Origin of the sequence: Nostoc sp. XA010, from assembly GCF_020829625.1 — a bacterium.
GTDB lineage: Bacteria > Cyanobacteriota > Cyanobacteriia > Cyanobacteriales > Nostocaceae > Nostoc.
This window is the reverse complement of the sequence record NZ_JAIVFX010000009.1, coordinates 237,107-262,596: the sequence shown is the minus strand read 5'-3', so window position 1 is coordinate 262,596 and position 25,490 is coordinate 237,107. Positions and strand designations below refer to the sequence as shown.

General features: G+C 40.8%; 12 protein-coding genes. 3 read left to right on the top strand and 9 right to left on the bottom strand.

Annotated elements, in window-relative coordinates:
• Positions 1-804 precede the first annotated feature (804 nt).
• On the bottom strand, positions 805-5,517 hold the full coding sequence (locus LC608_RS16255; RefSeq protein ID WP_229554520.1) for a non-ribosomal peptide synthetase: 4,713 nt from the start codon (positions 5,515-5,517) through the stop codon (positions 805-807).
• Between the two features lie 487 nt (positions 5,518-6,004).
• Positions 6,005-7,039: a hypothetical protein gene (locus LC608_RS16250; protein ID WP_229554519.1), complete on the bottom strand. Its 1,035-nt coding sequence runs from the start codon at positions 7,037-7,039 to the stop codon at positions 6,005-6,007.
• Positions 7,040-7,553: 514 nt separating this feature from the next.
• On the opposite strand from LC608_RS16250, the gene LC608_RS16245 reads away from it, so the two are divergent.
• On the top strand, positions 7,554-8,654 hold the full coding sequence (locus LC608_RS16245) for an alpha/beta fold hydrolase (protein ID WP_229554518.1): 1,101 nt from the start codon (positions 7,554-7,556) through the stop codon (positions 8,652-8,654).
• Between the two features lie 323 nt (positions 8,655-8,977).
• Here LC608_RS16245 and LC608_RS16240 read toward each other — a convergent pair whose 3' ends face one another.
• From LC608_RS16240 to LC608_RS16230, 3 genes are all read right to left on the bottom strand, one after another.
• Complete coding sequence (locus tag LC608_RS16240; protein WP_229554517.1) at positions 8,978-10,510, bottom strand: glycosyltransferase; 1,533 nt, start codon at positions 10,508-10,510, stop codon at positions 8,978-8,980.
• A 274-nt stretch (positions 10,511-10,784) separates the two neighbouring features.
• On the bottom strand, positions 10,785-14,066 hold the full coding sequence (locus LC608_RS16235) for a non-ribosomal peptide synthetase (protein ID WP_229554516.1): 3,282 nt from the start codon (positions 14,064-14,066) through the stop codon (positions 10,785-10,787).
• 8 nt (positions 14,067-14,074) lie between these two features.
• Complete coding sequence (locus LC608_RS16230; protein WP_229554515.1) at positions 14,075-18,217, bottom strand: amino acid adenylation domain-containing protein; 4,143 nt, start codon at positions 18,215-18,217, stop codon at positions 14,075-14,077.
• Between the two features lie 563 nt (positions 18,218-18,780).
• On the opposite strand from LC608_RS16230, the gene glgX reads away from it, so the two are divergent.
• Together glgX and LC608_RS16220 are read left to right on the top strand one after the other, a co-directional pair.
• Complete coding sequence (gene glgX / locus LC608_RS16225) at positions 18,781-20,907, top strand: glycogen debranching protein GlgX (protein WP_229554514.1); 2,127 nt, start codon at positions 18,781-18,783, stop codon at positions 20,905-20,907.
• 430 nt (positions 20,908-21,337) lie between these two features.
• Complete coding sequence (locus LC608_RS16220; protein ID WP_229554513.1) at positions 21,338-22,297, top strand: SprT-like domain-containing protein; 960 nt, start codon at positions 21,338-21,340, stop codon at positions 22,295-22,297.
• A 4-nt stretch (positions 22,298-22,301) separates the two neighbouring features.
• Here the strand turns inward: LC608_RS16220 and LC608_RS16215 are convergent, their stop codons facing one another.
• From LC608_RS16215 to LC608_RS16200, 4 genes are all read right to left on the bottom strand, one after another.
• Positions 22,302-22,988 carry an HAD family hydrolase gene (locus tag LC608_RS16215; RefSeq protein WP_229554512.1) on the bottom strand — a complete coding sequence of 229 codons (687 nt, stop codon included), beginning with the start codon at positions 22,986-22,988 and terminating at the stop codon, positions 22,302-22,304.
• A gap of 259 nt (positions 22,989-23,247) precedes the next feature.
• On the bottom strand, positions 23,248-24,111 hold the full coding sequence (locus LC608_RS16210) for an SDR family oxidoreductase (RefSeq protein WP_229554511.1): 864 nt from the start codon (positions 24,109-24,111) through the stop codon (positions 23,248-23,250).
• 136 nt (positions 24,112-24,247) lie between these two features.
• Entirely contained in the window at positions 24,248-24,487 is a 240-nt protein-coding gene (locus LC608_RS16205; protein WP_229554510.1) for a hypothetical protein, read from the bottom strand.
• An 85-nt stretch (positions 24,488-24,572) separates the two neighbouring features.
• Entirely contained in the window at positions 24,573-25,418 is an 846-nt protein-coding gene (locus tag LC608_RS16200) for an alpha/beta hydrolase (protein ID WP_229554509.1), read from the bottom strand.
• Positions 25,419-25,490: the final 72 nt, after the last annotated feature.

Genomic DNA, 25,490 nt, shown 5'->3' with positions numbered 1-25,490 from the left:
AGGCACTTATTCAATATAACGAACCTAATTAATTGTGTCAACTATTTTTCCAAAAATCTTTTGGACCGCTTCTGATTCCCCTTGAAACTCCCCACACTGCCCGGTTCTAGGCAACAATGGTTTATGCGCTGTGCTGACCAAAGAAGGGGGAAGCGTGAATTTTCAGTCGGTTATAGCTTTATTGCATCAATGTTTTGTTTTATATAAACGTAAATATCGCAGCCTCGTCGTCAGATGGGAACGTCAAAAGGTTTATTTTGGGGAATTTTATAGACCTCGGTACCGTCGATATTTAGATTAGCAAAATAGACCTGCCGCAAAACTAAGAGAGAGTATACACCAGTAGTAGGAAAGGATGATGCTGTATATCAAGGGACATCGGTAAAGCGATTAATACCAAATTTTTCCCGAAATTACTGGTATTTGTCTTACTGGGTTACGACATGGGTCAGTATGGTGAAGTCCCATTTGAATAATTTTAAATAGTTGTGCTGGCAAAGCTCTCAGGGCTTTGAGATAATGCTTGTCGGCTCACAGAGACACAGACATTGCCTTAACTTACAACAATGCTTCCACTTCCAGGCAGCGTAGCACATCTGTTAAATGCTGTACTTTTCGATACACTAGGCTCAACACTATTGCAGTCATCATAGGTAGAGTTCTACTTGATGGCTGCTTAAGAAAACCCCAATTGCAGACCACCATTGTCTCACTCATCTTTTATTTACCGATATTTCCCGACAGCTATAATTCTAATATTACTAGTGGGATAGGTTTTTGGTATCTTACTTTCTCTACAAGTCCCTAACGCCTCTTGGTATCTTCGTTTAAAGAAGATAACTTAATCCGCCGACTTTCACGTGATAATGGTACTAAAGCTGGCGCTTGATTTTGAGGATTGCTTTCTTTAAAGCCTTCCACTATCTTAGATATTTGTGCAATTGTCGGTGCTTCAAATATGCTACGCAAAGGTAACTCTACACGCAAGCCATCGCGCACTCTAGAGACAAGCTGAGTTGCTAATAATGAATGACCCCCTAATTCAAAAAAATTGTCATAAATTCCTACACGCTTAAGTCCCAAAACCTCAGCAAAAATTTTCATCAACACTTGTTCCACTGGAGTCCGGGGTGCGATGTAATTTTCAGATAATTGGGGCTTTGCATCATAATAGAATGCTCTTAAGGCGCGGCGATTGACTTTACCATTAGCTGTTAGAGGTAAAGACTCTAATATTACGAAAGCTGATGGAATCATGTACTCAGGCAGTTTTTGTGCTGTGTAAGTCTGCAATTGTGGCACTAATTTACGCGCAGCTTTGGCTTGTAAGGGATTATTGGCGTAAGATTGCCAGGAATGATAGTGAGTTGTGCTATGTCGAAAGATAGCTCTCTTACCTATTCTATTTTGCCGTACAAAAACCACATCATAGCGTCCTTCAATACTTGAATGTGACCAGGTAATATCAACTTTGTAATTTATATCTAGTATATAAAAATCTTCTGGTTCTACTCCTATATTTTCGAGTTCTTGCAAAGCTTTACGCATTTGTCCTACAGTTTTAAAACCTTCTACATCTGATAACCATTTTGCTGTTTTAACTGCTGCCATCACCCGCGCATTAGGTACATTATTAATACATAATATTTCTGGTTTAGTTTCAATTAATAACTGACGCACTGCTGACACTGTTAAATTCTCTTCAGACCAGTTCATCTCTAAATTATTTTTAATATTATTAATAGTTCCATCATCAATATGTAGAATCACATTGTAACGAAATTGAGTTAATTCATTGTGATCGCGTCCCCGCAGCAGTTGAATTTGTACATTGCTAATCTGGGGAAAGCATTGCTTTATTGCATTAAAAAAAGCTGGGTCAATCACTAACTCTGTCTCTTGGAAAATTTGCATTTGAACCCGTTGCCCTAACTCAGAGCGAGTAAGAAAAGGTTCAGCTTCATAGAGTTGGACTGATGCATGGAAAGCTTCTAAAAGTGGCAAACTACGCACATCTCCTATGAAAATAAAGCCACCTGGAGCAGTTGCCCTCACAGCACCTTCTAATACACGAATCAGATAATCAATAGTAGGAAAATATTGTATAACTGAGTTCAGAATTACTGCATCAAAAGCTGCTGTTTCTACTTTCTCGAAGTCAGTAGCCGTTTGCTGATACAGCGTTACCTGCGGTATTTCTTGCTTTTCTAACTGCTGCTGAATGTAATTAAGTGAAACTGGGGAAAAATCTGTTCCCCAATACTTAGTGCAGTGAGGTGCAATTCTGAACAGAATTAAACCTGTTCCACAACCAATTTCTAACACTCGCTTGGGTTGCAAAGTTAAAATTTGCGCTACTTGGTTATTTACCCACTCATTCATTTGCTCTATTGGAATAGGCTGATTTGTGTAACTACTGTTCCAGCCGATAAAATTGGATGTTGGATCTGAATCAGCAGCAGGCTGATTATAAGTTTCGTCATAGAGCATCTGCCATTGCAAAACCTGCTCATTCTGCAACTGCATTAATTCAACATTCTCTTGCTCACTGCTGTATTCAGCTTTCGCTACCAGATAAGCTACTAGGCGCTTTTCCTCGTCATCCTCATGAATTATTACTACAGTTTGCTGTACTGCTGGATGCTGACTCAGCACCGCTTCAATTTCGCCCAACTCAATCCGGTAGCCACGAATTTTTACTTGCTCGTCAACCCGACCTAAAAATTCAATGTTGCCATCTACTCGATAGCGAACTAAATCACCTGTTTTATAAAGTCGTGCTTTTAACTTATTAGTAAAACTATGAGAAATGAAGCATTCAGCAGTTAAATTAGGACGGTTTAAATAACCTCGTGCCAATCCATCACCACTTGTATATAATTCTCCTGGCACACCAATGGGTACTGGTTGTAAATATTTATCTAGGATGTAAACTTGGATGTTAGCGATCGCACTACCAATTGCAGGTGCTAAATTATCTTTATTCTTAACAGAAATATGACCAGAAGTTGTAACAACTGTGTTCTCTGTAGGGCCATAATTATTATATACTTGGAAGAAGTGGGAAGCTAAAGGATATTGATTTAATTTGTCTCCACCTGTAAGCAATATTCGTAAAGCGGCATCTTCAGGAAAATCTAATAATAGAACCTTCTCTGCTATAGGTGTTGGTAAGAAGGCAATTGTGATTTTTTGCGATATTAACCAATCTCGGAGATATTCAGGCGATCGCCTGATTTCATCATCTACAATATAGATACTTGCTCCAGCACTAAGGTAAGGCCAAATTTCCCAACTAGAAGCATCAAATGCAACGCCGGCTATCTGCGTTACTCGGTCAAGAGGTGAAACTGCAAAGGCTTTTTGATGCCAAAAAACCAGATTCAATAATCCTCTATGTTCAATTTGTACGCCTTTTGGCTTTCCTGTGGAGCCAGAGGTATAAATAACATAAGCAAGGTTATTTGCTGCAACTTCGCTAGGGAGATTATCTTCAATCTCTTGAGCAATAATTTTACAAGCTTTGTCTAAACAGATTATATTTGAATTACTATTTTCTAAACGTTCAAGCCATCGCTCGTGAGTTAGTAAAGCTGAGACTTGAGCATCTTTGAGCATAAAATCCAAACGTTCAGATGGATAGCTAGGATCTAGAGGCAGATAAGCTCCACCTGCTTTCAGGATGCCCAACATTCCGATAACCATATCAAAAGAGCGTTCTACACAAAGCCCAACTAAAACTTCGGTTTTAACTCCTAATTTTTTTAGATAATGTGCAAGTTGGTTACTACGTATATTTAAGTCTTTGTAGGTGAGTTTATCATCGCCAAATACTAGTGCGATCGCATCAGGATTCTGTTCTGCAACCTTCTCAAATAACTGATGTATACATTTATCTTGAGGATAATTTAACTGAGTATTATTCCATTGAACTAATAAATTATGTTGCTCAGATTGACTTAAAAGTGATAATTGTGCAATTCGTTGTTCTGGATTGGCAACTATAGCTTCCAGTAATGTTTGGAAATGTCCTAACATTCTGGTGATAGTAGCGTCATCAAATAAATCAGTACTGTAAATTACAAACCCACTAATTCCTTCTGAGTTGTCTACCCATAACCCATTTTTAGTATTTGGCTCCCACAGGTGGAACTCCAAATCAAAGCGTGTTGTTTCTGTATCAAATGGTAATGGGCTTAAAGTTAAACCAGTTAACTCTAATGCTGACATAGGCGCATTTTGCAGAGCAAACACCACTTGAAATAACGGGTTTTGATTCAAATTACGCTCTGGATGCAGTTCCTCTACAAGTTTTTCAAAAGGCAAATCTTGATGAGCATAAGCTCCTAAAGCTACGTCTTTGACTCGACTCAATAATTCTCGAAAAGTTGGGTTTCCTGATAAATCGGTACGCAGTACTAAGCTATTGACAAAAAAACCAATTAATCCCTCAATTTCACTACGGTTGCGATTGGCAATAGGTGAACCAATAGCAATATCTTCTTGTTGTGTGTAGCGGTAAAGTAAAACTTGAAATGCTGCTAGTAGGGTTATAAACAAAGTTACCCCTTCTTGCTGTCCGAGAGCTAAAAGTGCTTCGCTCAAACTTTTTGATAATTGCAGAGGTTGCCTTGCACCCTGATAAGTTTGAACAGCTAGCCTTGGTCTGTCGGTTGGCAGATTTAATATAGAAATGTCGTCTAATTGCTTCTGCCAGTAATCGAGTTGCTTTTCTAATACTTCCCCTTGCAACCATTGACGTTGCCAGTATGCAAAGTCTGCATATTGGATTGTAAGTTTCGGCAGAGGAGAAGGCTGATTGCTAGTAAAGGCTGTGTAGAGTGCTGCTATCTCTTGAATCAACACTCCAATAGACCAACCATCGGAGACAATATGGTGCATATTCAGTAGCAGGATGTATTGTGTCTCATCCAACCACAGCAGTTTTACTTGCAGCAACGAATCAGTTGATAAATTGAAAGGACGTTGAGCTTCTTGATTAGTGAATTGTCGTGCTTCTATTTCTCGTTGGGCTTGTGGCAGTTGCCGTAAATCTATTATTGGTAAAGGTATTGTTAGCGTCGGATTAATTACCTGAACTGGTTGCCCAGACTGGATGACAAAAGTGGTGCGTAAAGCTTCGTGCCGTCGCACAATTTCGTTAAAAGTTTGCTCTAGCGCAGCTTTATTTAGCGAACCTGTTAAATGTAATGCTACTGGAATATTATAGAAAGGATTATTAGGGATTAATTGATCAAGAAACCACAGTCGTTGTTGAGCAAAGGAAAGGGGAAGATTTTCAGACCGCGAAATAGGTACGAGAGGTCTAAAGCTGTGGTTATTAGTACGATTAGTTGCTTTTAAAAATTCAATAATTTCTGCTTTATGCTCTTGAATTTTTGCACGCAGTTCTACTGTAAGAGTTCCTTCAGGCGCGTTACAACGGAACTTTTCACCATCAATAAAAATTTGAATATCTAAGCTGCGAAGATAAGATAAGAACTCTAGCGTATTCAAAATTACACCCCTTCGCAACAGTTGTTACTTACTAGTAATTAATCTCAACTTTTTATCACACTTGTAACAACGTATAAATCATTCCTGGGGGTGAAAGTTTCATAACTGTAACTATGGTATAGCAATCCGTCTTGATTTTTGAATTTACTTATGTAGATAGGGAGTAGGGAAGAAGCAGTTTCGATTTGTACCTAACTTTCTAAAAATCAAATAGGAATGCTGTTTGTAGCTAAGGGACTTCCAAATTAAAAAATATCCAATATTTAGGGCGCTTCAGTCAGATAAAACCTGGAAATACCAAGAAATTATTTGTACTGACGCACCCTAATAAGAGGAAATTTGGGATAATTTAATTTTTGGAGTTCCCTAATTATAGTGCGATAGCGAAGCGCTGCTGCAAAGCAGATCGCTAATTCACTCCTTCTAGACAAAAGGTGAACCTTTTATTAAATCCACCCTGCCTGGAACTTTGCTTAAAGGCTAGTTTTTATCTAGTCTTGTCTTCAATAATTCCGTCTTTGTTGATGATAATGACTTCTGGCATTGGGTTGCTGGAGATACGGGTATCGTTATCGTTAATTTCCTTCTTGGAAGATTCTGCCGCATTTTGGGCAGATAACTTAATATCATGGGCTGAATCTTTGGCAGATTCAGTAACATTCTGAGCCGATGATTTAACTGAATCACTTGCACTCTTAGCCGAGGATTTGAGGGATTCAGTCGCATTCTGAGCCGAGGATTTGAGGGATTCGGCAGCACTTTTTATAGATGGTTCGACTGCCTTCGCTGTTCCTTTGACAGTTGAGCGAACATCCTTAGTAGCACCTTCAATTTCTTTAGCAACAGCTTTAGCAGAAGGCTTAATTTCATCAGTAGCGCTTTTAATAGAGTTAGCAGCCCTTTCTACAGAAGGTTGAACACCTTCGATTGTATGCTGAACTGACTCTTTTACGTCTCTAATGGTAGGTTTGATTTCTTCGGATACATTCTTAACTGCGTCTACTACAGAAGGTTTAGCCTCTTTAACCGTCTCATTAACTGATTCAGCTATACCTTTAATAGAAGGCTTGGACTCTTCAACTGTTTGCTTGACGGCTTCTGCTGTCCCTTTGATGGATGGCTTGACTTCTTCAATCGTTTCCTTGGCTGCTGTGCCTATGTCTTCTATAGAATGCTTAACGCCCTCTGCTACAGAGTTAGCTGCATCCCCTAAATTATCTACAGCGCGGTTAACTGTATCAGCAGTTCCCTTACCAATGATGGCACCAGCAACTGAGCCTGCGACAGCACCGATAATGCCTCCAGAGCGAGCGCCTAATAGACCACCAATTGCAGCTCCCGCTACCCTAGCACTAATGCCTGAACCTGATGAAGAGTCTGATGTTTCTTCTGAGTTGGATTCAGAATTTTCTTCGACTTTATTTAAAGGCAATTTTTTCTCACTCTCACTTTTAATAATCTTTTCTTCACCAACGAAAGGATTGCCATCAGTTTGATTCAAAGGTTGCTTGTTGTCATTCATAATGCTTTATACGTTCAATTAGCTTCATTATTAAGATAACTATTAATCTTAGTAATTACCCCTAGCGCAAGGAGTATACATCTACTCATTAATGGTGAACCTGAGTGTAGGTGCAATATTATGAACAAGTGATTATCAAGTGATTATAATGTCACATAATTTTGTAGGGGTGCAAAAACGCTGATTATTCAACGCTCCTACGTCGCTCTAAGCGTACTCCTACGGAGAAGCAAGCTACGCGTAGCGTCTCCAAGAGTTGCCGTACCGTACCCCTGCGGGGAAGCAAGCTACGCGCAGCGTCTCGTAGAGAAGGCTTTACGCTACGCTATCCGCTTTTTTGGTCAAAATACCCAACTGAATTCTGACGCCTTGGCGGAGCGTCTCCGGCTCCGCTCCTGACTCCTGAATTGTGTTCGATAAATCATTCTTGCGAGTGAAAGTTGCATAATTCTAACTATGGTAGGAAGCTAAAAGCAGTTAACAAAGTATCACAAGGTTTAGGCTCATGATATTCATGCCTCATAATTTTCTACTTGTATGGCTGGTTCAACTGCTGTCTGTTGGGGTACTTGGCGGGGGAATTTACATTCTCTATGAGTGGTACGAACGAGAACTTGTAGGAACGTCCTACTTAGTCGCTGGACTAGTAATGGTTCTGTGGACTTTTGGCGGCCGTTTTATCAGTTTGCCACTGCTGCGCCGTCCTGGAAACGAGGAACCCAAGTTTATGCGTAGCAAAACCGTGCAGCGCTTACCACGTCCAGATGGGAGCGTATTGCAAGTAGAGTTTTTTGGTCCTGAAGATGGTCAACCAATTATTTTGTCACATGGTTGGGGGCCAAACAGTACTATATGGTATTATGCCAAGCGACAATTGAGCGATCGCTTCCGAGTAATTGTTTGGGATCTACCAGGGTTAGGAAAATCCTCTAAACCGAAAAACAACGATCACTCTATAGAAAAATATGCCCGTGACTTGGAAGCTGTAATTGCCATAGCAGGGGATAAACCTGTTATCTTGGTGGGACACAGCATGGGTGGGATGATTAACCTGACATTCTGTCGCCTGTTTCCAGAACAATTAAAGAGTCGGGTAGCTGGCTTAATTCTTGTAGATACTACTTACACCAATCCGGTAAAAACTTGCATCTTTAGCAATCTGGCACGTAAATTGCAGAAACCGCTACTCGAACCTGTGTTGTACCTGACTATCGTGCTGTGGCCGGTTTTTTGGTTGATGACTTGGCTCTCGTATTTCAATGGTTCGCTGTATATCACCGTCGAACTATCTGGATTTACGGGTACTGAAACACGCGGTCAACTAAGTTTTGCAGGTCTATTATCAGCATTGGGATCGCCTGGTGTTCTGGCTCGTGGCACACTGGGAATGTTAAAATTCGACGAAACAGACACACTTGCAACTATTAACGTTCCTGTACTGGTAATGTGTGGGGCTTCAGATATAGCAACTAAACCTGTAGCGAGCGATCGCATGAAAGCAGAATTGCCTTATTCTCAAAGAGTCACCCTAAAACCAGGTGGACACATGGCATTGATGGAACAAAACCAGCAGTTTGCTGAAGCAGTCAGCACATTTTGCGCTGGCTGCTCATAGCTGCCTGAATCCCACATTTAGCATCCATCAAAAAATATTGCTCCAGGGTTGACGTTTCCGTGTTTCGCGCAGTCTGTAGCAACTTCCGCCTTCCCTGCAAGAACTTCCGCCAAGACGTTTCAGTGTTTCGCGCAGTCTGTAGCAACTTCTGCCTTCCCTGCAAGAACTTCCGCTAAGACGTTTCGGTGTTTCGCGCAGTCTGTAACGACTTCCGTCTTCCCTGTAAGAACTTCCGCCAAGACGTTTCGGTGTTTCGCACAGTCTGTAACGACTTCCGTCTTTCCTGTAAGAACTTCCGCTTTGACCCCAGTTTTGCACTTTATTTAATCCGCATTCCTTAGTACCTTTTGATTAGATCCAAAGTAAAGGTCGCCCAATTCTTCCAAAAAAACATCGGTCTGCGATTCTGGATTACGGAGGTAGGGATGCATGGGAAGGAGTTCAGCACGAGGGCGGGTTTCTGGCGAAGACAGAATCTGTTCAAGCAAAGACAGGTAGTTTTCAGCAGTAGATTCCCAAGTGTAAGTCTTCAACACCCGTTGCTGTCCCGCTTGGGCAAAATACTCCCACTCCTGAGCATTACATAACAATCGCTCCAAGCCCTGTGCAATATCAGCAGGATCTTCTGGGTCAACGAGTACACCATATTCCTGATCTCCCTGTCGCAAGCTCTCGCTAGGGCCACCGTTCTTGGTTGCTACCACTGGTAAACCTGCAACTGCCGCTTCTAAGGGAGCAAGCCCAAAAGGTTCGTAGAGTGCGGTCAGCGCAAACACCGAGCGGCGTTTAACCAAAAACCGATAGGTTGCAGCTAGTGACTCTTGAGACTGATCTGGTAAGCCAAAGGCACTGATTTTGCCCCACAAGTTATTTTCTTCCACTACCTCGCGGATGGGGGCTAAGACCGCATCTTCAATGAAGTCATTGTCAGCCGGCTCATGTAACGGCTCGTCTAAGCCACCTGTAAGTAGCACCAGATTAGCCCGTTCCTGAAGCGTTTGACTCATTGCAAAAGCTTGCACTAGTCCCAATAAGTTCTTCTTGGGAGCTAATCGACTAGCTGTGAGAATAGCAGGTAAATCTCGACGCGAATCAGCAATGTCTCGCACCAATCGCTTCTGAATAAACTCGTAAGTAGCTTCCTCATTTTGCGATCGTACTTGGGCACCGAAAACTGAGGAGTCTGCTCCCGGTGGAATTACGGCGAAACATTGGTCGTTGTTTACATCTGTGGCACCATGATATGCTTTATGAGAGTATTGTTCAAAGCGTTCTTGTCGTGTACTGGTAATATTAACAGCCGAGCGATTCATGCTCAGGCGTTCCGCTATAATGCGATATTTAAAATGGAATTGCTCGTCTATTTCTGGCAGATTCTCTAGGGTGACTTCTAGTTTGTCCATCTTTTGAGCGCCGAGAGAATGAGCAGTAAATGTAAAAGGTATGCCTGTCTCCTCTTCAATTAGAACCCCACACAGTCCTCCATCGCCATAGTGAGCAGTCATAGCATCGGGTAAGCCACCTTGCTCTTGATAAAATTTCAAAATGTTGGGTACCCAATCAGCGACCAGATGAGGCCATAACAACTCTTTAGGGAGAAATTCTTTTGGCCCAGCTGGTAAGCGGATAATGCGGACGTTATCTATCCCTGGATAAGTGTCAATCACTTCGGCAAACTCTGGCCATTCCGGGTCAATGATTTGACGGGTGAGAATATCAACTTTATGGCCCATTTGAGCTATGGCTATGGCGACTTGCTTAACGTAGACTAGCTGACCCCCAAAATCTGGGTGTTTCGTTATATGACTATTGTTTGAATCAAAATTGCCTTGAGGGTTGAGAAATCCAATGTGCATCGCCCACTTCCTAATACAGGTTGATTTCCACTAGAGATTTTGCCTGAAGATGGTAGCATAACAGCTTAGTGAGCTTGTTAAAAACTCCCAAGCTGAAAAACGCAGGCAGTGAGGCTGTAGATAAATGCCATCAAAAAGTAAGCCAAAGGGTTTTTATTGATTCCCTTTAGCTTAAACCCAGCCAGTTCGCGTATTTTCCTAATGTTTAAGTTAATCGCTACTGCGGCTGGCGCACATATACCGGATGACATAAATAATAAGGTGATATTTCTCCTTAAAATTCAACGTCTTCTCGCTCTTGTCCCGTAGTTTCAGTTTTATCTGCACTTTTTGCTGCCCAAAACATTGTATCAATGCACTTAGCAAGTTGTTCAATAGTTGGTGCTTCAAACAAATTGCGTACAGTTACATCTATTTGAAAAGTATCTCGGATTCGGGAAATTAACTGAGTCGCTAGTAGAGAATGTCCGCCCAATTCAAAGAAATTGTCATGAACGCCTATCTGCTCTTTTCCCAAGACTTTAGCCCAAATTTCTCCAAGTAACTCTTCAACTTGCGATCGCGGTGCCACATAATCATATCTATCGAAAGTTACTATATCTGTTCTAGGTAAAGCACGACGGTCTACTTTGCCATTCGGTGTTAGTGGTATTGATTCCATTACCACATAGGCTGTTGGCACCATGTATTCTGGTAACTTTTCTTTCAAAAACTTACGTAGGAAAGATGCAGGATTTGATACTTCTACTACATTAAGAACAATATAAGCCACCAAATACTTATTATCAGGTATGTCCTCATCAGCAATGACCACTGTTTCTTTCACAGATGGATGTTCATTTAACACCGCTTCAATCTCTGATAATTCAATGCGGAAGCCACGAATTTTTACTTGATTGTCAATCCGACCTAAAAATTCAATATTGCCATCTGGTAGATAGCGGGCTAAATCACCCGTTTTATAAAGTCGTGTTTTTAAATCATTACTAAAATGATTTGTAATAAAGTGTTCAGCAGTTAATTCCGTGTGATTGAGATATTCTCGTGCCAAACCATCACCACCAATATATATTTCGCCAGTAACGCCAATGGGCAAAGGTTGTAAATGGGAATCTAATATATAAATTTGTGTATTATTAATCGGACAACCAATGGGAATAAATGTGGCTGATTCTGGTAATTCTTGGATATGATAATAAGATGAAAATGTTGTATTCTCTGTAGGCCCGTAAACATGAATTAAATGCTTTGGCGCACCATGTTGGATAATTTTTTTAACCCATCTTATATTAACAGCCTCGCCACCAAATAGTAAATATCGCAATGAAGCAAAAGCTTGCGGAATATCTCTGACAATCTGTTGAAATAAAGCTGTTGTCAAAAACAAGACACTAATTTTTTTTTGTTGTAGCTGTAATGCAAACTCATAAGGCGAAAGGATTACATCTTTGCTAACACCTACAAGTTGAGCGCCGTTAAGTAGCGCTCCCCAAATCTCGAATGTTGCTGCATCGAAAGAAGTATTTGAGGCTTGGGCGATTTTATCTGATGGTGACAACTTTATATAATTTGTATTGCACACTAGCCGATTTACAGCTTTGTGAGTTATAGACACTCCCTTGGGTTTACCTGTAGAGCCAGAAGTGTAAATAACATAAGCTAAATTGTTAGATGTAACGCTACTTCCAATGTTATTTGGATTTTCTTGAGTAATAATTTCCCAGTCTTTATCTATGCAAACAATTGGATTCAAGAAACATTCAAAATACTTGAGCAACTTTTCTTGTGTTAGCAATACTGAAACCTGTGCATCTTCCAGCATAAACTTTAGGCGTTCTTGAGGATAGCTGGAATCTAAAGGAAGATATGCTCCTCCTGCCTTCAGAATGCCTAATAAGCCAACTATCATTTCTATAGACTGTGAAATACAAATACCTACTAGCTTTTCTGAACCCACCCCGATTTTTTGTAAGTATTGTGCTAGTTTATTGCTGCGTGTATTCAACTCTTGATAAGTGAGTTGCTCGTTACCAAAGATTAATGCTATAGAATTAGGATGATGCTGTACTTGTTCTTCAAACAATTGATGGATACACTTATCATAAGGATAATCTGTTTCAGTGTTATTCCACCCCACTAAAACCTGATGTAGCTCCGCTTCACTTAAAAGCGGTAAATTTGCAATGCACTGTTCTGGATTGACAATAATGCTTGACAACAGAGTTCTAAAATGATCCAGCATCCGGGTAATAGTAGCTTTCTCAAACACATCTGTGTTGTAAACTATTACTCCACGAAGTCCTTCAGAGTACTCCCAGTTTGCACCCCATAAGCTCCTAAAATCATCAGAACACTTCCATAAGTGTAGTTCCAAATCAAAGCGCGTTTTTTTTAAATCAATATTCATAAAGCTAGGCACTAATCCAGGTAGTTCTAGTGCCGACATTGGAGCATTCTGCAAACTAAACACTACTTGAAATAACGGATGATAGCTCAAGTTTCGCTCTGGATGCAGTTCTTCAACTAGCTTGTCAAATGGCAAATCTTGCTGGCTATAAGCTCCTAGTGTTACCTCTCGTACTCTGTCTAAAAGTTCTCGAAAAGTTGGGTTTCCAGATAAATTGCTGCATAGTACTAAAGTATTGACAAAAAAACCAATTAGACCCTCAATTTCGCTGCGGTTACGGTTAGCAATTGGCGAACCTACCGCAATATCTTCTTGATATGTGTAGCGGTAGAGCAAAGTTTTAAATGCAGCCAACAGCATCATAAAAAAGGTTACACCTTCTTGCTGCGAAAGCTTTTCTAATGCATCAGTTAGCTTTTTTGGTAACTCAAAAAATTGTGTTGCTCCTTCATAGCTTTGTATAGCTGGTCTTGGTTTGTCAGTAGGCAAATGCAGCATAGAAATAGTATTTAATTGCTGGTGCCAATAAGTTAACTGCGTTTGCAGTACTTCTCCTTGTAGCCATTCACGTTGCCAATGGGCAAAGTCGGCGTATTGAAGAGGCAGTTCTAATAAAGGGGAAGGCTGGTTTTGTGTAAAAGCTGTATACAGCGTTCCTAGTTCCCGAATCAGCACCCCAATAGACCAATCGTCGCAGATAATGTGGTGCATATTCAGTAATAGAATATGTTCTGTGTTGGAAAGTACAAGCAACTTCACTCGCAGCAATGGCCCGGAGGATAAATTGAAAGGATGTTCTATCTCTGCGTTAATAATGCTGTTTACTTCAATCTCTCTTTCAGCATCTGGTAGTAGCTGGAGGTCTAATACAGAAATAGGTATTGTTAAGCTGGGTGGGTTAGCGCAGCTTTCCGCAGGAATCGCCTGTAGAGGTTGTCCATCCAACACTATAAATGTAGTGCGTAAGGTTTCATGGCGATGTACAATTTCGTTAAAAGTCTGCTCCAATGCCGTTAAGTTAAGTGAACCTGTTAAGCGAATTACTGTCGGCACATTATAAATAGTATTGTCAGGGATCAACTGATCGAGGAACCATAATCGCTGTTGGGCAAAAGATACTGGAAAGACAAAGACCTCTTTGGAAGACATATTGATCCTTATTTTAAAGTTTGTGCTTTCTCAATACAGGCTTTTAACTGCGCTGCGAGAACCTGAATATGAGGTTTTCTCAGCATGGTTAGGTGATTGCCAGGAATATGATGAATTTCCGTTCCTCCCACAGCTAGCTGATCCCAACCCATACTCCCTTCTCCGTCAGCGACGTTTAACTGAACTTTTGTTCTGAAAAGATTAATTCGCTTAGGGTAAACTTGCGGAACGTAGTTGAGAACTGCTTGGCTATTGGCATAAAAAACACGAAGCATAGGGACAATTGCTGACTCACTTAAAACCCTTTGCTTAGATTCATTAGATACAAGGTTAACTGTGGCATCCTCCTTTTGGATGAAATGCGAGAACAGATTTGTTTTGAGCGATCGCGTCAGCGACTCCCAAAAGGAGTATCGCGTCAAGCCCTGAAAATTATAAAATCGAGAAGTTAGCCTATTAATTCGGTTTTTACTAGGAGCAGTAATTAGATACAAATAATCGACGAAAAAGGGCCATATATATGGCACTACTGTAGTAAAAATAAACTTGAAAGCATTACTCAAAGACGGTAGATTGCTCTTAATTGGTGCTACAGTGTCAAGCACAGCAACTAAAGCTACTTCTTCCCCAGAATTTTGGAGTTGTTGAGCCATTTCAAAAGCAACCCATCCTCCGAAAGACCAACCTCCTATAAAATAAGGGCCTTTCGGTTGTACTGAGCGCAATGCTTCAATGTAATGGGTAGCCATATCCTCAATGCGATTTAGTGGAGTTTCCCCATCAATTCCAATAGGCTGTAGCCCATAAAATGGCTGATTTTCACCCAATTGATGAGCTAATTCATAATAAGGGAAGACAACACCAAATATTGGATGGACGCAGAAGAAAGGTGGATTTGAACCATTCGGTTGAATCGGAACTAAAGGAAAGCACGCCAGAGAATCTGTTTTGGAATATAGAGCAATTGCTAAACTTTCAATTGTTTGATTTAAAAACAGGTTAGATAAAGGTAAACCCCGCTCAAACTGTTTGTTTATCTGGTCTAATAAACGTATAGCCAGCAGCGAATTACCTCCTAAATCGAAAAAGTTGTCATGAATACCTACATTCTCAACATTAAGGACTTCAGCCCAGATTTTTGCCAAGGTTGACTCAGTTGGAGTACGAGGAGAAATAAAGGCTTTATCTATGGAGCGGCTCTGAGTATCAATTGCTTTTAGTGCATAATGATCCACTTTGCCATTAGCCGTTAACGGCAGATAATCTAGAATGACAAAAGCTTTTGGTATCATGTATTGTGGTAATTTTCCTTTTAAGAATTGACGTAGTTCAATAATTGTTTGCTCCTGCGGTGACTTAGAAACAATGTAAGCTACTAAATGCTTGTTATCATAAAGATTACCTTGAACAATTACAATTGCTTTTTTTACATTATTATGCTGGCTTATAACCGTTTCAATTTCTGACAACTCAATACGAAAACCGCGAATTTTTACTTGATTATCGATGCGGTCTAAAAATTCGATATTACCGTCTGGTCGATATCTGGCTAAATCACCCGTCTTGTAAAGACTTGTTCCTTTTTTACCATTAAAAGGGTTGGAAATAAACTTTTTGGCAGTTAATTCAGGGCAGTTAAGATAGCCTCGTGCTAGTCCGTCGCCAGCGATGTATAATTCACCTAAAATCCCAATTGGTACAGGTTGCAAATGCTTATCTAATATATAAATTTCAGTGTTAGCAATTGGGTGACCAATAGGCGGTTTTTCACTCACAGATTTAATTTCGGCAACAGTTGACCAAACGGTTGCTTCAGTAGGCCCGTAAGCGTTAAAAAACCTACGGCTAGGACTCCACCAACGTTTTACTATATCCTCAGAACATGATTCACCTGCACTAATAATAGTTTGCAATGCAGGTAATGATTCTGTAGGTAAAACTGCCAAAAGCGCAGGTGGAAGGGTAACGTGGGTAATAGATTTTTCGCGTAATAGTTGGAGCAAAGCTTTTCCAGATAGAAGGCATTCTTTATTTGTTAAATAAAGGGTTGCTCCTATTCCCAATGCCATTACAATCTCAAAAATTGAGGCATCAAAACTCAATGATGCGAATTGCAGAATGCGGTTACTCGGTTGCAAGTTAAAAACCTCAATCTGATCTGCTGCCAAATTAGACAGCCCTCGGTGTTCTATTAAAACGCCTTTTGGCTGCCCTGTTGAGCCAGAAGTGTAGATGACATAAGCTAAGTTTTCAAGGGTTATGCAACTGTTTGGGTTTTCTGGGTTATGTTGTGTAATAGCTGCCCAATGTTTATCTATGCTAATAATTGGATTTGAGAATTCTGTAAAATGCTGAAGTAATTTTTCTTGTGTCAGCAATACAGAAACTTGTGCATCTTTCAAGATGAAGTTAAGACGCTCTTGGGGATAGCTGGGATCTAAAGGAAGGTATGCGCCGCCAGCTTTGAGGATGCCTAATATGGCAATTATCATTTCTGGCGAACGCTCCACACAAATACCAACTAAAGATTCAGTTTTTACACCTATTATTTTGAGATAATGTGCCAGTTGGTTGCTGCGGATATTTAACTCTTTGTAGCTGAGTTGCTGATTACCAAATACTAGTGCGTTCGCATCGGGACTTTTTTCCACTTGTGCTTCAAACAATTGATGAAAACACTTACTATTTGGGTACGTTTTCTTAGTATCATTCCAATCAATTAATAACTGCTGTCGTTCTCCTTTGGTAAGCAAAGACAAATCTGAAATACGCTCTTTTGGATTTACGACAATGCTTTCTAAAAGTATTTGGAAATGCCCCAGCATTCGTGTAATGGTGCTTTGATCGAATAAATCAGTGCTATACACCACTTCTCCTTTGAGAGTTTCCAAGTCTCGCCACAGATGAAACTCTAAATCAAGCTTTGCAATTTTGCTGTCGAAGTCGAATAACGAAAGCTTTAACCCAGGTAACTCTAGTGCTTCAATGGGAGTATTTTGTAAGCTAAATACGACTTGAAATAAGGGATGGCGGCTCAAATCTCGGTCTGGGTGAAGTTCCTCCACCAGCTTTTCAAAGGGCAAATCCTGATGGGTGTATGCTCCTAAAGTTACCTCTCGCACTCGATTTAATAATTCTCGAAACGTCGGGTTCCCTGATAAATCGCTACGTAGCACTAAACTATTGACAAAAAAACCAATTAATCCTTCTAGTTCGCTACGATTACGATTAGCGATCGCTGAACCTACTACAATATCTTCTTGCTGCGTGTAGCGATAGAGCAAAGTCTGAAACGCTGCAAGCATTGTCATGAACAAGGTTACATCTTCTTGGTAGCTAAGTGCCTCTAGTGCTTGAGTTAAGGACTGTGGTAGTTCTAAAAATTGTTTTGCACCCCTATAGGTTGGAACTACTGGTCTTAGTCGGTCCGTGGGGAGATTCAGCACCGAAATCCCGTCTAATTGCTTTTGCCAATAAGCTAACTGCGTTTGTAAAGGCGAACAGCCGTTTTCCCCCACTGCTTGCAGCCATTCCCATTGCCATTGAGCGAAATCTGCATACTGAATGGGTAATTCTGGCAGAAGCGTAGAGATCAGACATGGGTTATCTTCTACAAAGGCTTTGTATAATACTCCCAGTTCTCTAATCAGCACTCCAATTGACCAGCCATCGGCAACAATGTGATGTAGATTTAGCAGCAGCACATATTCTGCTTCATCTACTTGTAGCAGCTTCACTCGCAGCAATGGCCCGGTGGTGAGATTGAAAGGATGTTGAGCCTCTGCAGTTGCGATTCGCCGTACTTGTGTCTCACGTTCTTGGTCGAAATTGCGTATATCTATTAGGGGAAGAGGTATGGTTAAGCTGGGTGCAATTAGCTGCACTGGTTGCTGTACCATCACAAACGTAGTGCGTAAGGTTTCGTGGCGACGGACAATTTCGTTGAATGTCTGCTTTAAGGCAGTAAAGTTGAGGGAACCTTTTAGGCAAAGTGCTGTTGACACATTGTAAAATGGATTGCCCGATGCTAATTGGTCGAGAAACCACAATCGCTGCTGGGCGAAAGAAGTGGGGAAGACAAAAACCTCTGTTTCTTCAGAAAAATTAAGTTCTTCATCAGCCGTGAGGCTACTGAAAATATACTGGCTCATAACAATATCTTTGTTAAAAAAAGAGTATGAAGACAGAGGGCTGATATAGTAAAGTTATTTCTTCTACAATGATGTGCATTCGCTAAAAGCAACCCATCTTTGACATCCTATCACTGTAGATGATGCTTGCTACTAAATATAAATGCTACAACAATAAGTCAATATAAAATTGGCATGATAATTTCATAAAAGATGTTTTAAGTAAATATACATGTTGGTATAAATAAATTTATTCACTTTGGTAGATATAGATATTTGCTATTTTTCGTAAGCTAATGATGCTGAAAAAATTTGTATATAAACTTGTTAGTAAATTTATGACTTTAGAAGTAACAAGGACGATACTAAAATTTTCAGTTAATAATATCTAATTTTTATTATTGCCTTAAAGTGACATAACTTCTTTTGATCTATATTTTAAAATTTTTTGAGGACAAAATAGTAATGATTTAGTTAATTAAAATTTATTAGCCTGAACCTTGAAATTAACTTAATAAAAATTACTATTAAACACATCTTCAAGTTTGTTACTAACACTAAAATTAGCTTTTGGTACTTCACTTATGTATATAGCTGTATGGCCTGGGAATGTATATCCTTTGGGTGCTACTTGGGATGGTAAAGGCACTAACTTTGCTTTGTTTTCCGAAAATGCAACAGGTGTAGAACTTTGTTTATTTGATACTGATAATCATGAAATCCGCTTGCCTTTAACAGAAAAAAATAATTTTGTTTGGCACGCTTATCTACCAGGAGTAGGGCCTGGACAACGCTATGGGTTTAGAGTACATGGCCCTTGGGCCCCAGAAGTTGGTCATCGATTTAATCCTAATAAACTACTAATTGATCCCTATGCTAAGGCAATAGATGGGGAAATTAGCGATAGTCCAGCTAATTTTGGCTACTCTTTAGATGCACCAGAACAAGACCTAGCTTTTTCTGATTTAGATAATGCCGAAATTATGCCGAAGTGTATTGTTGTCGATCAGTCTTTTGATTGGGGAGACGACAAACTACTTTCTATACCGTGGCACGAAACTATTATTTATGAAACTCACGTTAGAGGCTTTACTAAGCTACACCCAGAAATTCCAGAAGAATTACGTGGTACTTATGCAGGGCTAGCACATCCAGCCGCAATTCAATATCTCCAACAACTAGGAATCACATCTGTGGAATTGATGCCTGTGCATCACTTTTTATCCTCTCCAGGATTTCTGGTGGATAAAGGACTCAAAAACTATTGGGGTTACGATTCCATTAATTTTTTGACACCCTACTCTGGTTACAGTGCTAGTGGCTCACTCGGACAACAAGTTACCGAGTTCAAGCAGATGGTTAAGGATTTACACTCTGCTGGCATTGAAGTAATTTTAGATGTAGTTTATAACCATACTGGCGAAGGCAATCATTTAGGACCAACATTGTCACTGCGAGGCATCGATAATGCCGTCTACTACCGCTTGGTCAAAGATAATTCCCGTTACAACATGGACTTCACAGGCTGCGGCAACTCTCTGAATGTGCGTCATGCCCAAGTTCTGAAGTTAATCATGGATAGCCTACGCTATTGGGTAACAGAAATGCATGTTGATGGCTTTCGCTTTGACTTAGCTTCGGCATTAGCGCGAGAACTATATGAAGTAGATAATCTCGCAGCTTTTTTTGATATTATTCATCAAGATCCAGTTTTAGCAGATGTGAAGCTGATTGCTGAACCTTGGGATTTGGGAGAAGGCGGTTATCAAGTTGGCAATTTTCCTTTACGTTGGTCTGAATGGAATGGCAGATATCGTGATACTGTCCGGGATTTTTGGCGTGGCGAGGATGATAGCCTCGGACAATTTGCTTACTGTTTTACTGGCAGTCCTGACCTTTACCAAGCAAACGGGCGTAATCCCAGTGCCAGTATTAATTTTATCACTGCTCATGATGGCTTCACGCTCAATGATTTGGTCAGCTACAACGAAAAGCATAATCAGGCTAACGGCGAAGATAGCCGGGATGGGGAAAGCCATAACCGCTCTTGGAATTGCGGTGTAGAAGGAGAAACCGATAATCCAGACGTCATCCGCTTACGGGAACGTCAGCGACGCAACTTTTTAGCAACTCTAATGCTGTCGCAAGGCGTACCCATGCTACTAGCAGGAGATGAAATTGGTTGCACTCAGAAGGGTAACAACAATGCCTACTGTCAAGATAATGAAATTTCCTGGCGTGATTGGAGTTTACAAAAGTCTAATTCCGAACTCCTAGATTTTAGCCGCGAACTCATTTATTTTCGTTATCAGCATCCAGTATTTCGACGCCGTAAGTGGTTTCAAGGCCGTCCTATTCACGGTTTTGGGATCAGTGATATTGGTTGGTTTAATGAGGATGGCAGCGAAATGACTGAAAAGCAGTGGCTAGTTAGTTATGCCAAAGCTATGGAAATTTTCTTGAATGGCGAGGGCATTGTTACTCCTGGTCCCCGTGGTGAACGGATTATTGATGAAAGCTTTTTGCTATTTTTTAATGCTCACTACGAAACAATTGAGTTTGCCTTACCTAATGTTTTTAAGGGCAGGGAATGGGAAATAGTTATTGACACCAACGAACCTCGTTTCCTTAGCCCAGGAAAATTGATTATGGGTGAGCAAACTGTACCAGTTACAGACCGTTCTATCATGGTGTTACGTCGTCTTGCTTAGTAGCCGAAAAATATCAAGTGTTATAACAGTTCTCGGTTGGGTGCAATAAATATATAGCAGTCCTAAATAATTTGTAAACTTCTTTCCTTGTTTTCTTGGTGGCTTCTGTGCGAGAGGCTTCCGCCAATGTGCAGCGTCTCGTTAGAGAAGAACGCAAAGGGAAGAAAAAGAAAGAGATATAGATTGTTACAAATGATTAAGCACTGCTATATAAGTATGCCTAGTAATGGTGGGTTTTGTGCAATATAGTGCCCTGCTTTAGCCTTGCCATGCTTGTGCTGGAGTCTGAGCCGACTATGAAGCGATCGCTTCTGATACTGGAGGGAGTTTACTTCAATAAAGCTATATTTGACCTATTGAAAGAAAAGTTTCTAGTGATTGGTTTTTGTAGTAAATTTTTATCCGAAAATCCGAAACATTATCATAATAAATGAACATTGATAATATCCGATTAAAAAATATTAAAACACAACAGAATATTATTTTGCAATCGATTTTTAACTTAGTATCTAATTCTACTCTAAAATCTGCACAGACTCAACAAATAACACAAACTTTAGTAAAAATAGTAACAGCCATTGAAGAAATATGTTTTAACAAGCAAGCAACACCAGCAAACCTAAGTCGTTCATCGCGGCAAATCTACTCTTGGATGAAGTTTTTAACGGACGAAGTTAACCTACAACTTCACCTGGAAAGTACTTTTCGTATGCAGCAGATTGCTAAAAAAATGTTAATAAAACATGGACAACAGTCAGTAGAACTAATGATTGAATTCACTAATTTTGCACTTTTATACAAAGTTAAAAGGTCTGGTGATGCTGCTCATATTATTGTTAATGAGGGGTTGATTAATGCGTCAGAAGAAGTAATGACAGCGTTGGTGGAATCTGCCCTTTTTGGGAGAAATCAAGATAATACACGACTAATCAAGTCGTTTGCCAGTTCTGAAGAATACAGCAATGTACTGCTAGAGCTTGATTTGATTGCGGAGGTAATTGCAGAAAATCCACAAGGTAAGTTTTATAACCTAAATGAGTTATTTGACAAACTCAACCGTGAATATTTTGCTGCAACTCTTGCCAAACCGCGTCTTGCATGGAGCCAAATTAACACTTACCGGAAATTTGGGCATTATGAGCCAGCTAGAGATAGGGTGGTGATCAGCTTAACCCTTGACAATGTTAGTGTACCTGAATTTGTGAGTGAGTTTGTCTTGTATCACGAATTGCTGCACAAGTACCACGGCACAAATTGGGTTCAGGGCAGAAGAATGGTTCACACAAAAGAGTTTCGTGCCAGTGAAAGCCAGTTCAAACTGTACAAAGAAGCATCAACATGGCTGGAAAAGTTGGCAACTGGTCAAACCAGTAAACGGCGGCATTTTTAAATGATTATTTGCTCGTCATCGCTTTGGTTGCTAGAGGTGAAGTGTCATAATGTGCTAACAAGTCAGCAGGATCATTGTAAATTGCGATCGCATTTTTGAACTGACTATCATCAAAACCACCGCAACGAAGCGCAATCACGTCAACACCAGCTTTATTTGCAGACTCAATATCGTAGGGAGTATCGCCCAGCATTACTACCTCAGATGGCTGCATCTTCAACTCACTCAAAGCCACTTCCACAATATCTGGAGCGGGTTTGGAAGCTTCGGCATCGCTAGATGTTGCCGCCTCATCCTGACTGAGTAAATCATCAACTTGTCCAGCTTTGAGCAACACTGACAGTTCTTGACTCGTTGCTGAAGTAGCGATGATTAAACGCAATCCTTCATCCTGCATCTTCAATATTAGTTGCCGCGTACCATTAGCGGGAGTCAGATTTGCCCCAAACTTGTTGATGATTAGTTCTTTGCGTTTGTTGGCGATTTCCTTACCTTTTCCTTCTTTATCGGAAAGTCCTGGCGCAAACTTAGGAATAATCTGGTCGCCTCCCATGCCAATCAGTGGTCGAACTTGCTCGAACTCTACCTCATAGCCAAATGCTGCAAATGCTTCTACCCAGGCTTGAGCATGGGCATCATTACTGATAAGAAGCGTCCCATCTACATCTAAAATTACGCCCTGATATGCCATTGAGAAATTTCCAAGTTACTTTAAGCCTCTACACTACTGAAAAGTTGTTGCCATAACCTCTACCTTGGTTGTTACTTCCAATGGCAGAGTCAAAGAAGAGGAAAAGGGGCAGGGGGGCAGGGGGCAGGGGGCAGAGGGAGCAGGGGGAGCAAAGAGAAAGTATTAGTAATTTTTACTACCTGAATAGCCCTAAATACACTTATTTGTTTCTCTCCCCCTGCCTCCCCTGCTTACTTTGGAGCATTGCTCCCCCCTACATTTATGTATGGGGTTCTCCCCCTTGCTCCCTGCCCCCTGCTCCCCTGCCTGTTCGTTCTTCCATACCGAAGAGGCGGCGAAGAGCTGACTGCATCAAATTAGGAGACAAGTGATAAACAGCTTTCCAAAAGTTTGCTGTGCCTACGATGACATCAGAACGCTGATCCTTTACTGCTTCCCAAATTGATTTTGCTACATCTTCAGGCTTTTCTAGTACAGGAGCTTGAATTGCTTTACCTACCAACTCAGAACGCGCTTGAGCCGCTTCTTCGTCCTTACCGCGAAAGATTGCCCGTTCCATCAGTTGAGTACTGATAAAACTGGGATAAATTCCGCTAACGTGAATGCCTTTAGGTGATAACTCTGCGTGTAACGATTTTGTCAACCCAGTTATGGCGTATTTAGTGGTTGTGTAAGGAATGTGATAAGGAATCGGTTCTATACCACCAATAGAACTGACATTAACAATGGTTCCTTTGCGACGTTCTAAGAAATGGGGCAGGATGGCATTAATAGTATGGATGTAGCCCCACAAATTGGTATCAATTATCTGATGCCAATCATCTAAGCTAAAATCCTCGACGGGCCCTAAGCAAAAGATACCTGCATTATTAATTAATACGTCTATGTGACCAAAATGATCTATTCCCTTCTGGATCAGATTGTTTACTTGTAAAGGATCTTTCACATCGCAAGAAATAGCGATCGCTTCTCGTCCAAGTTCCCGTATCTGTGCAGCAGTAGCTTCTAAACGGTCAAGTTGACGAGCTGCCAACACAACATCATAGTTGTGACGGGCAAATAATAATGCTGTAGCTTTGCCAATTCCTTGAGATGCGCCTGTAATAATTACTGTATTTGTCATAATATTAGTTGCTTTTTTTTGTGCGTCTTAGAGGTTGTTTTAAAAATAGTACTTGAGGTATCCAAAACTTTAAATCCTCCTTAAAAAGGAGGACTTTGAGAAACTTATATTCATTTCGATTAATCAACAACGTCAATTATTGCTGCGTTCTAATTTCCTTGAGTAACGCCTCATCAGAGTATTCTTCTTCCCATTTGCCTTTTAACTTCAGCCGTACAGACTGTGCGCCGCCACTAGGAGTACACACAACCCAGTAAGTATCTGGTTCTCCTTCGACCTCAGCTGCATCTTGAGCTTTTGAGATATCTGAAAGACCTGAAAATGCTTGAATACAAGTCCATGTAATTCCATCTGAATCTTTAATTTCTCTTTCCATGTCTATTCTTAGTACAACATTTCATTAGTTCGTAGGGAATTCAATTTGGCAATAGGCTGCATTGTTAATGCGTCGGCTTGCATTGTCACGAATGAAACACTTTATCCGGTGCTGATTGAGTAAACCACTCCATCGCTCTTTCGGCGATCGCAGTAGGAACTGTGTGCAACCCGTTAAACTCATGGTATTTTAGGTCATAGCCTGCTTGTTTTAACTGCTGCACAATCCGGCGACTGCACCGTTCAATCGGTAACACTGTATCCGACTTTCCATGAGAGATGAACAGACGGGGTTTCCCCGATTGGCTAGCAGGAGCGATGAATCCGGGTGAAAAAGCAATAATGTGGTTAAATAGGTCGCCATTGGTAATGCCAACCGAAAGGGCGTAGGAAGCACCATCAGAGAAACCAGCGATCGCTACCTGGTTCGGATTGATAGCATAATGACTGAAAGTTTGTGCTAGTGTCCGATCGATAAAGGCAATATCAGGGCCATAGCCACCCCGAATAATGTCCCAAGTTTGTTGGCGTGAGTCTACTGCCAACAGAATTGTCCCAAAGCGAATTGCTAGATGATAAAGGATTTTTAGCGCACCCTCTGCATCGCCTCCGGCTCCATGCAATATCAATACGAGTGGAGCGGGCTGATCTGCTCGATAGCTTTCAGGTACATAAATAAAACCATCTCGCTGCCCATCCAGTCCTAGTGGGTGTAACCCTGTCAAAGCGGTTGTTGTGGGGCGAGTTGGGCGGGATAACAACTGTCCTTCAGTAGCTCTAGATTCAACTTGCTTTGAGCTTTCCATAACTAATAAGTTCCGCTTTTGGCAATTGGATAGTTGAGAGGCAGCGAGTGGTAAAATCATCCCTGCTAGCCCGAACTGGAGTAGTTGTCGTCGTGTCCAGTCAGGAGGATTGTTGTTTTGTGTCATTGCGATCGCCTCAATCAGCAACTAACTGACACTACACCGGAGTTGCTTAATCAATCTCTATTGATAGATACA

Bases quoted from the DNA above. Each gene is read 5' to 3' on its own strand.
- LC608_RS16250 (WP_229554519.1), bottom strand. From the start codon at position 7,039: ATGAATGACAACAAGCAACCTTTGAATCAAACTGATGGCAATCCTTTC.
- LC608_RS16245 (WP_229554518.1), top strand. From the start codon at position 7,554: ATGCCTCATAATTTTCTACTTGTATGGCTGGTTCAACTGCTGTCTGTT.
- LC608_RS16240 (WP_229554517.1), bottom strand. From the start codon at position 10,510: ATGCACATTGGATTTCTCAACCCTCAAGGCAATTTTGATTCAAACAAT.
- LC608_RS16235 (WP_229554516.1), bottom strand. From the start codon at position 14,066: ATGTCTTCCAAAGAGGTCTTTGTCTTTCCAGTATCTTTTGCCCAACAG.
- LC608_RS16230 (WP_229554515.1), bottom strand. From the start codon at position 18,217: ATGAGCCAGTATATTTTCAGTAGCCTCACGGCTGATGAAGAACTTAAT.
- glgX (WP_229554514.1), top strand. From the start codon at position 18,781: ATGTATATAGCTGTATGGCCTGGGAATGTATATCCTTTGGGTGCTACT.
- LC608_RS16220 (WP_229554513.1), top strand. From the start codon at position 21,338: ATGAACATTGATAATATCCGATTAAAAAATATTAAAACACAACAGAAT.
- LC608_RS16215 (WP_229554512.1), bottom strand. From the start codon at position 22,988: ATGGCATATCAGGGCGTAATTTTAGATGTAGATGGGACGCTTCTTATC.
- LC608_RS16210 (WP_229554511.1), bottom strand. From the start codon at position 24,111: ATGACAAATACAGTAATTATTACAGGCGCATCTCAAGGAATTGGCAAA.
- LC608_RS16205 (WP_229554510.1), bottom strand. From the start codon at position 24,487: ATGGAAAGAGAAATTAAAGATTCAGATGGAATTACATGGACTTGTATT.
- LC608_RS16200 (WP_229554509.1), bottom strand. From the start codon at position 25,418: ATGACACAAAACAACAATCCTCCTGACTGGACACGACGACAACTACTC.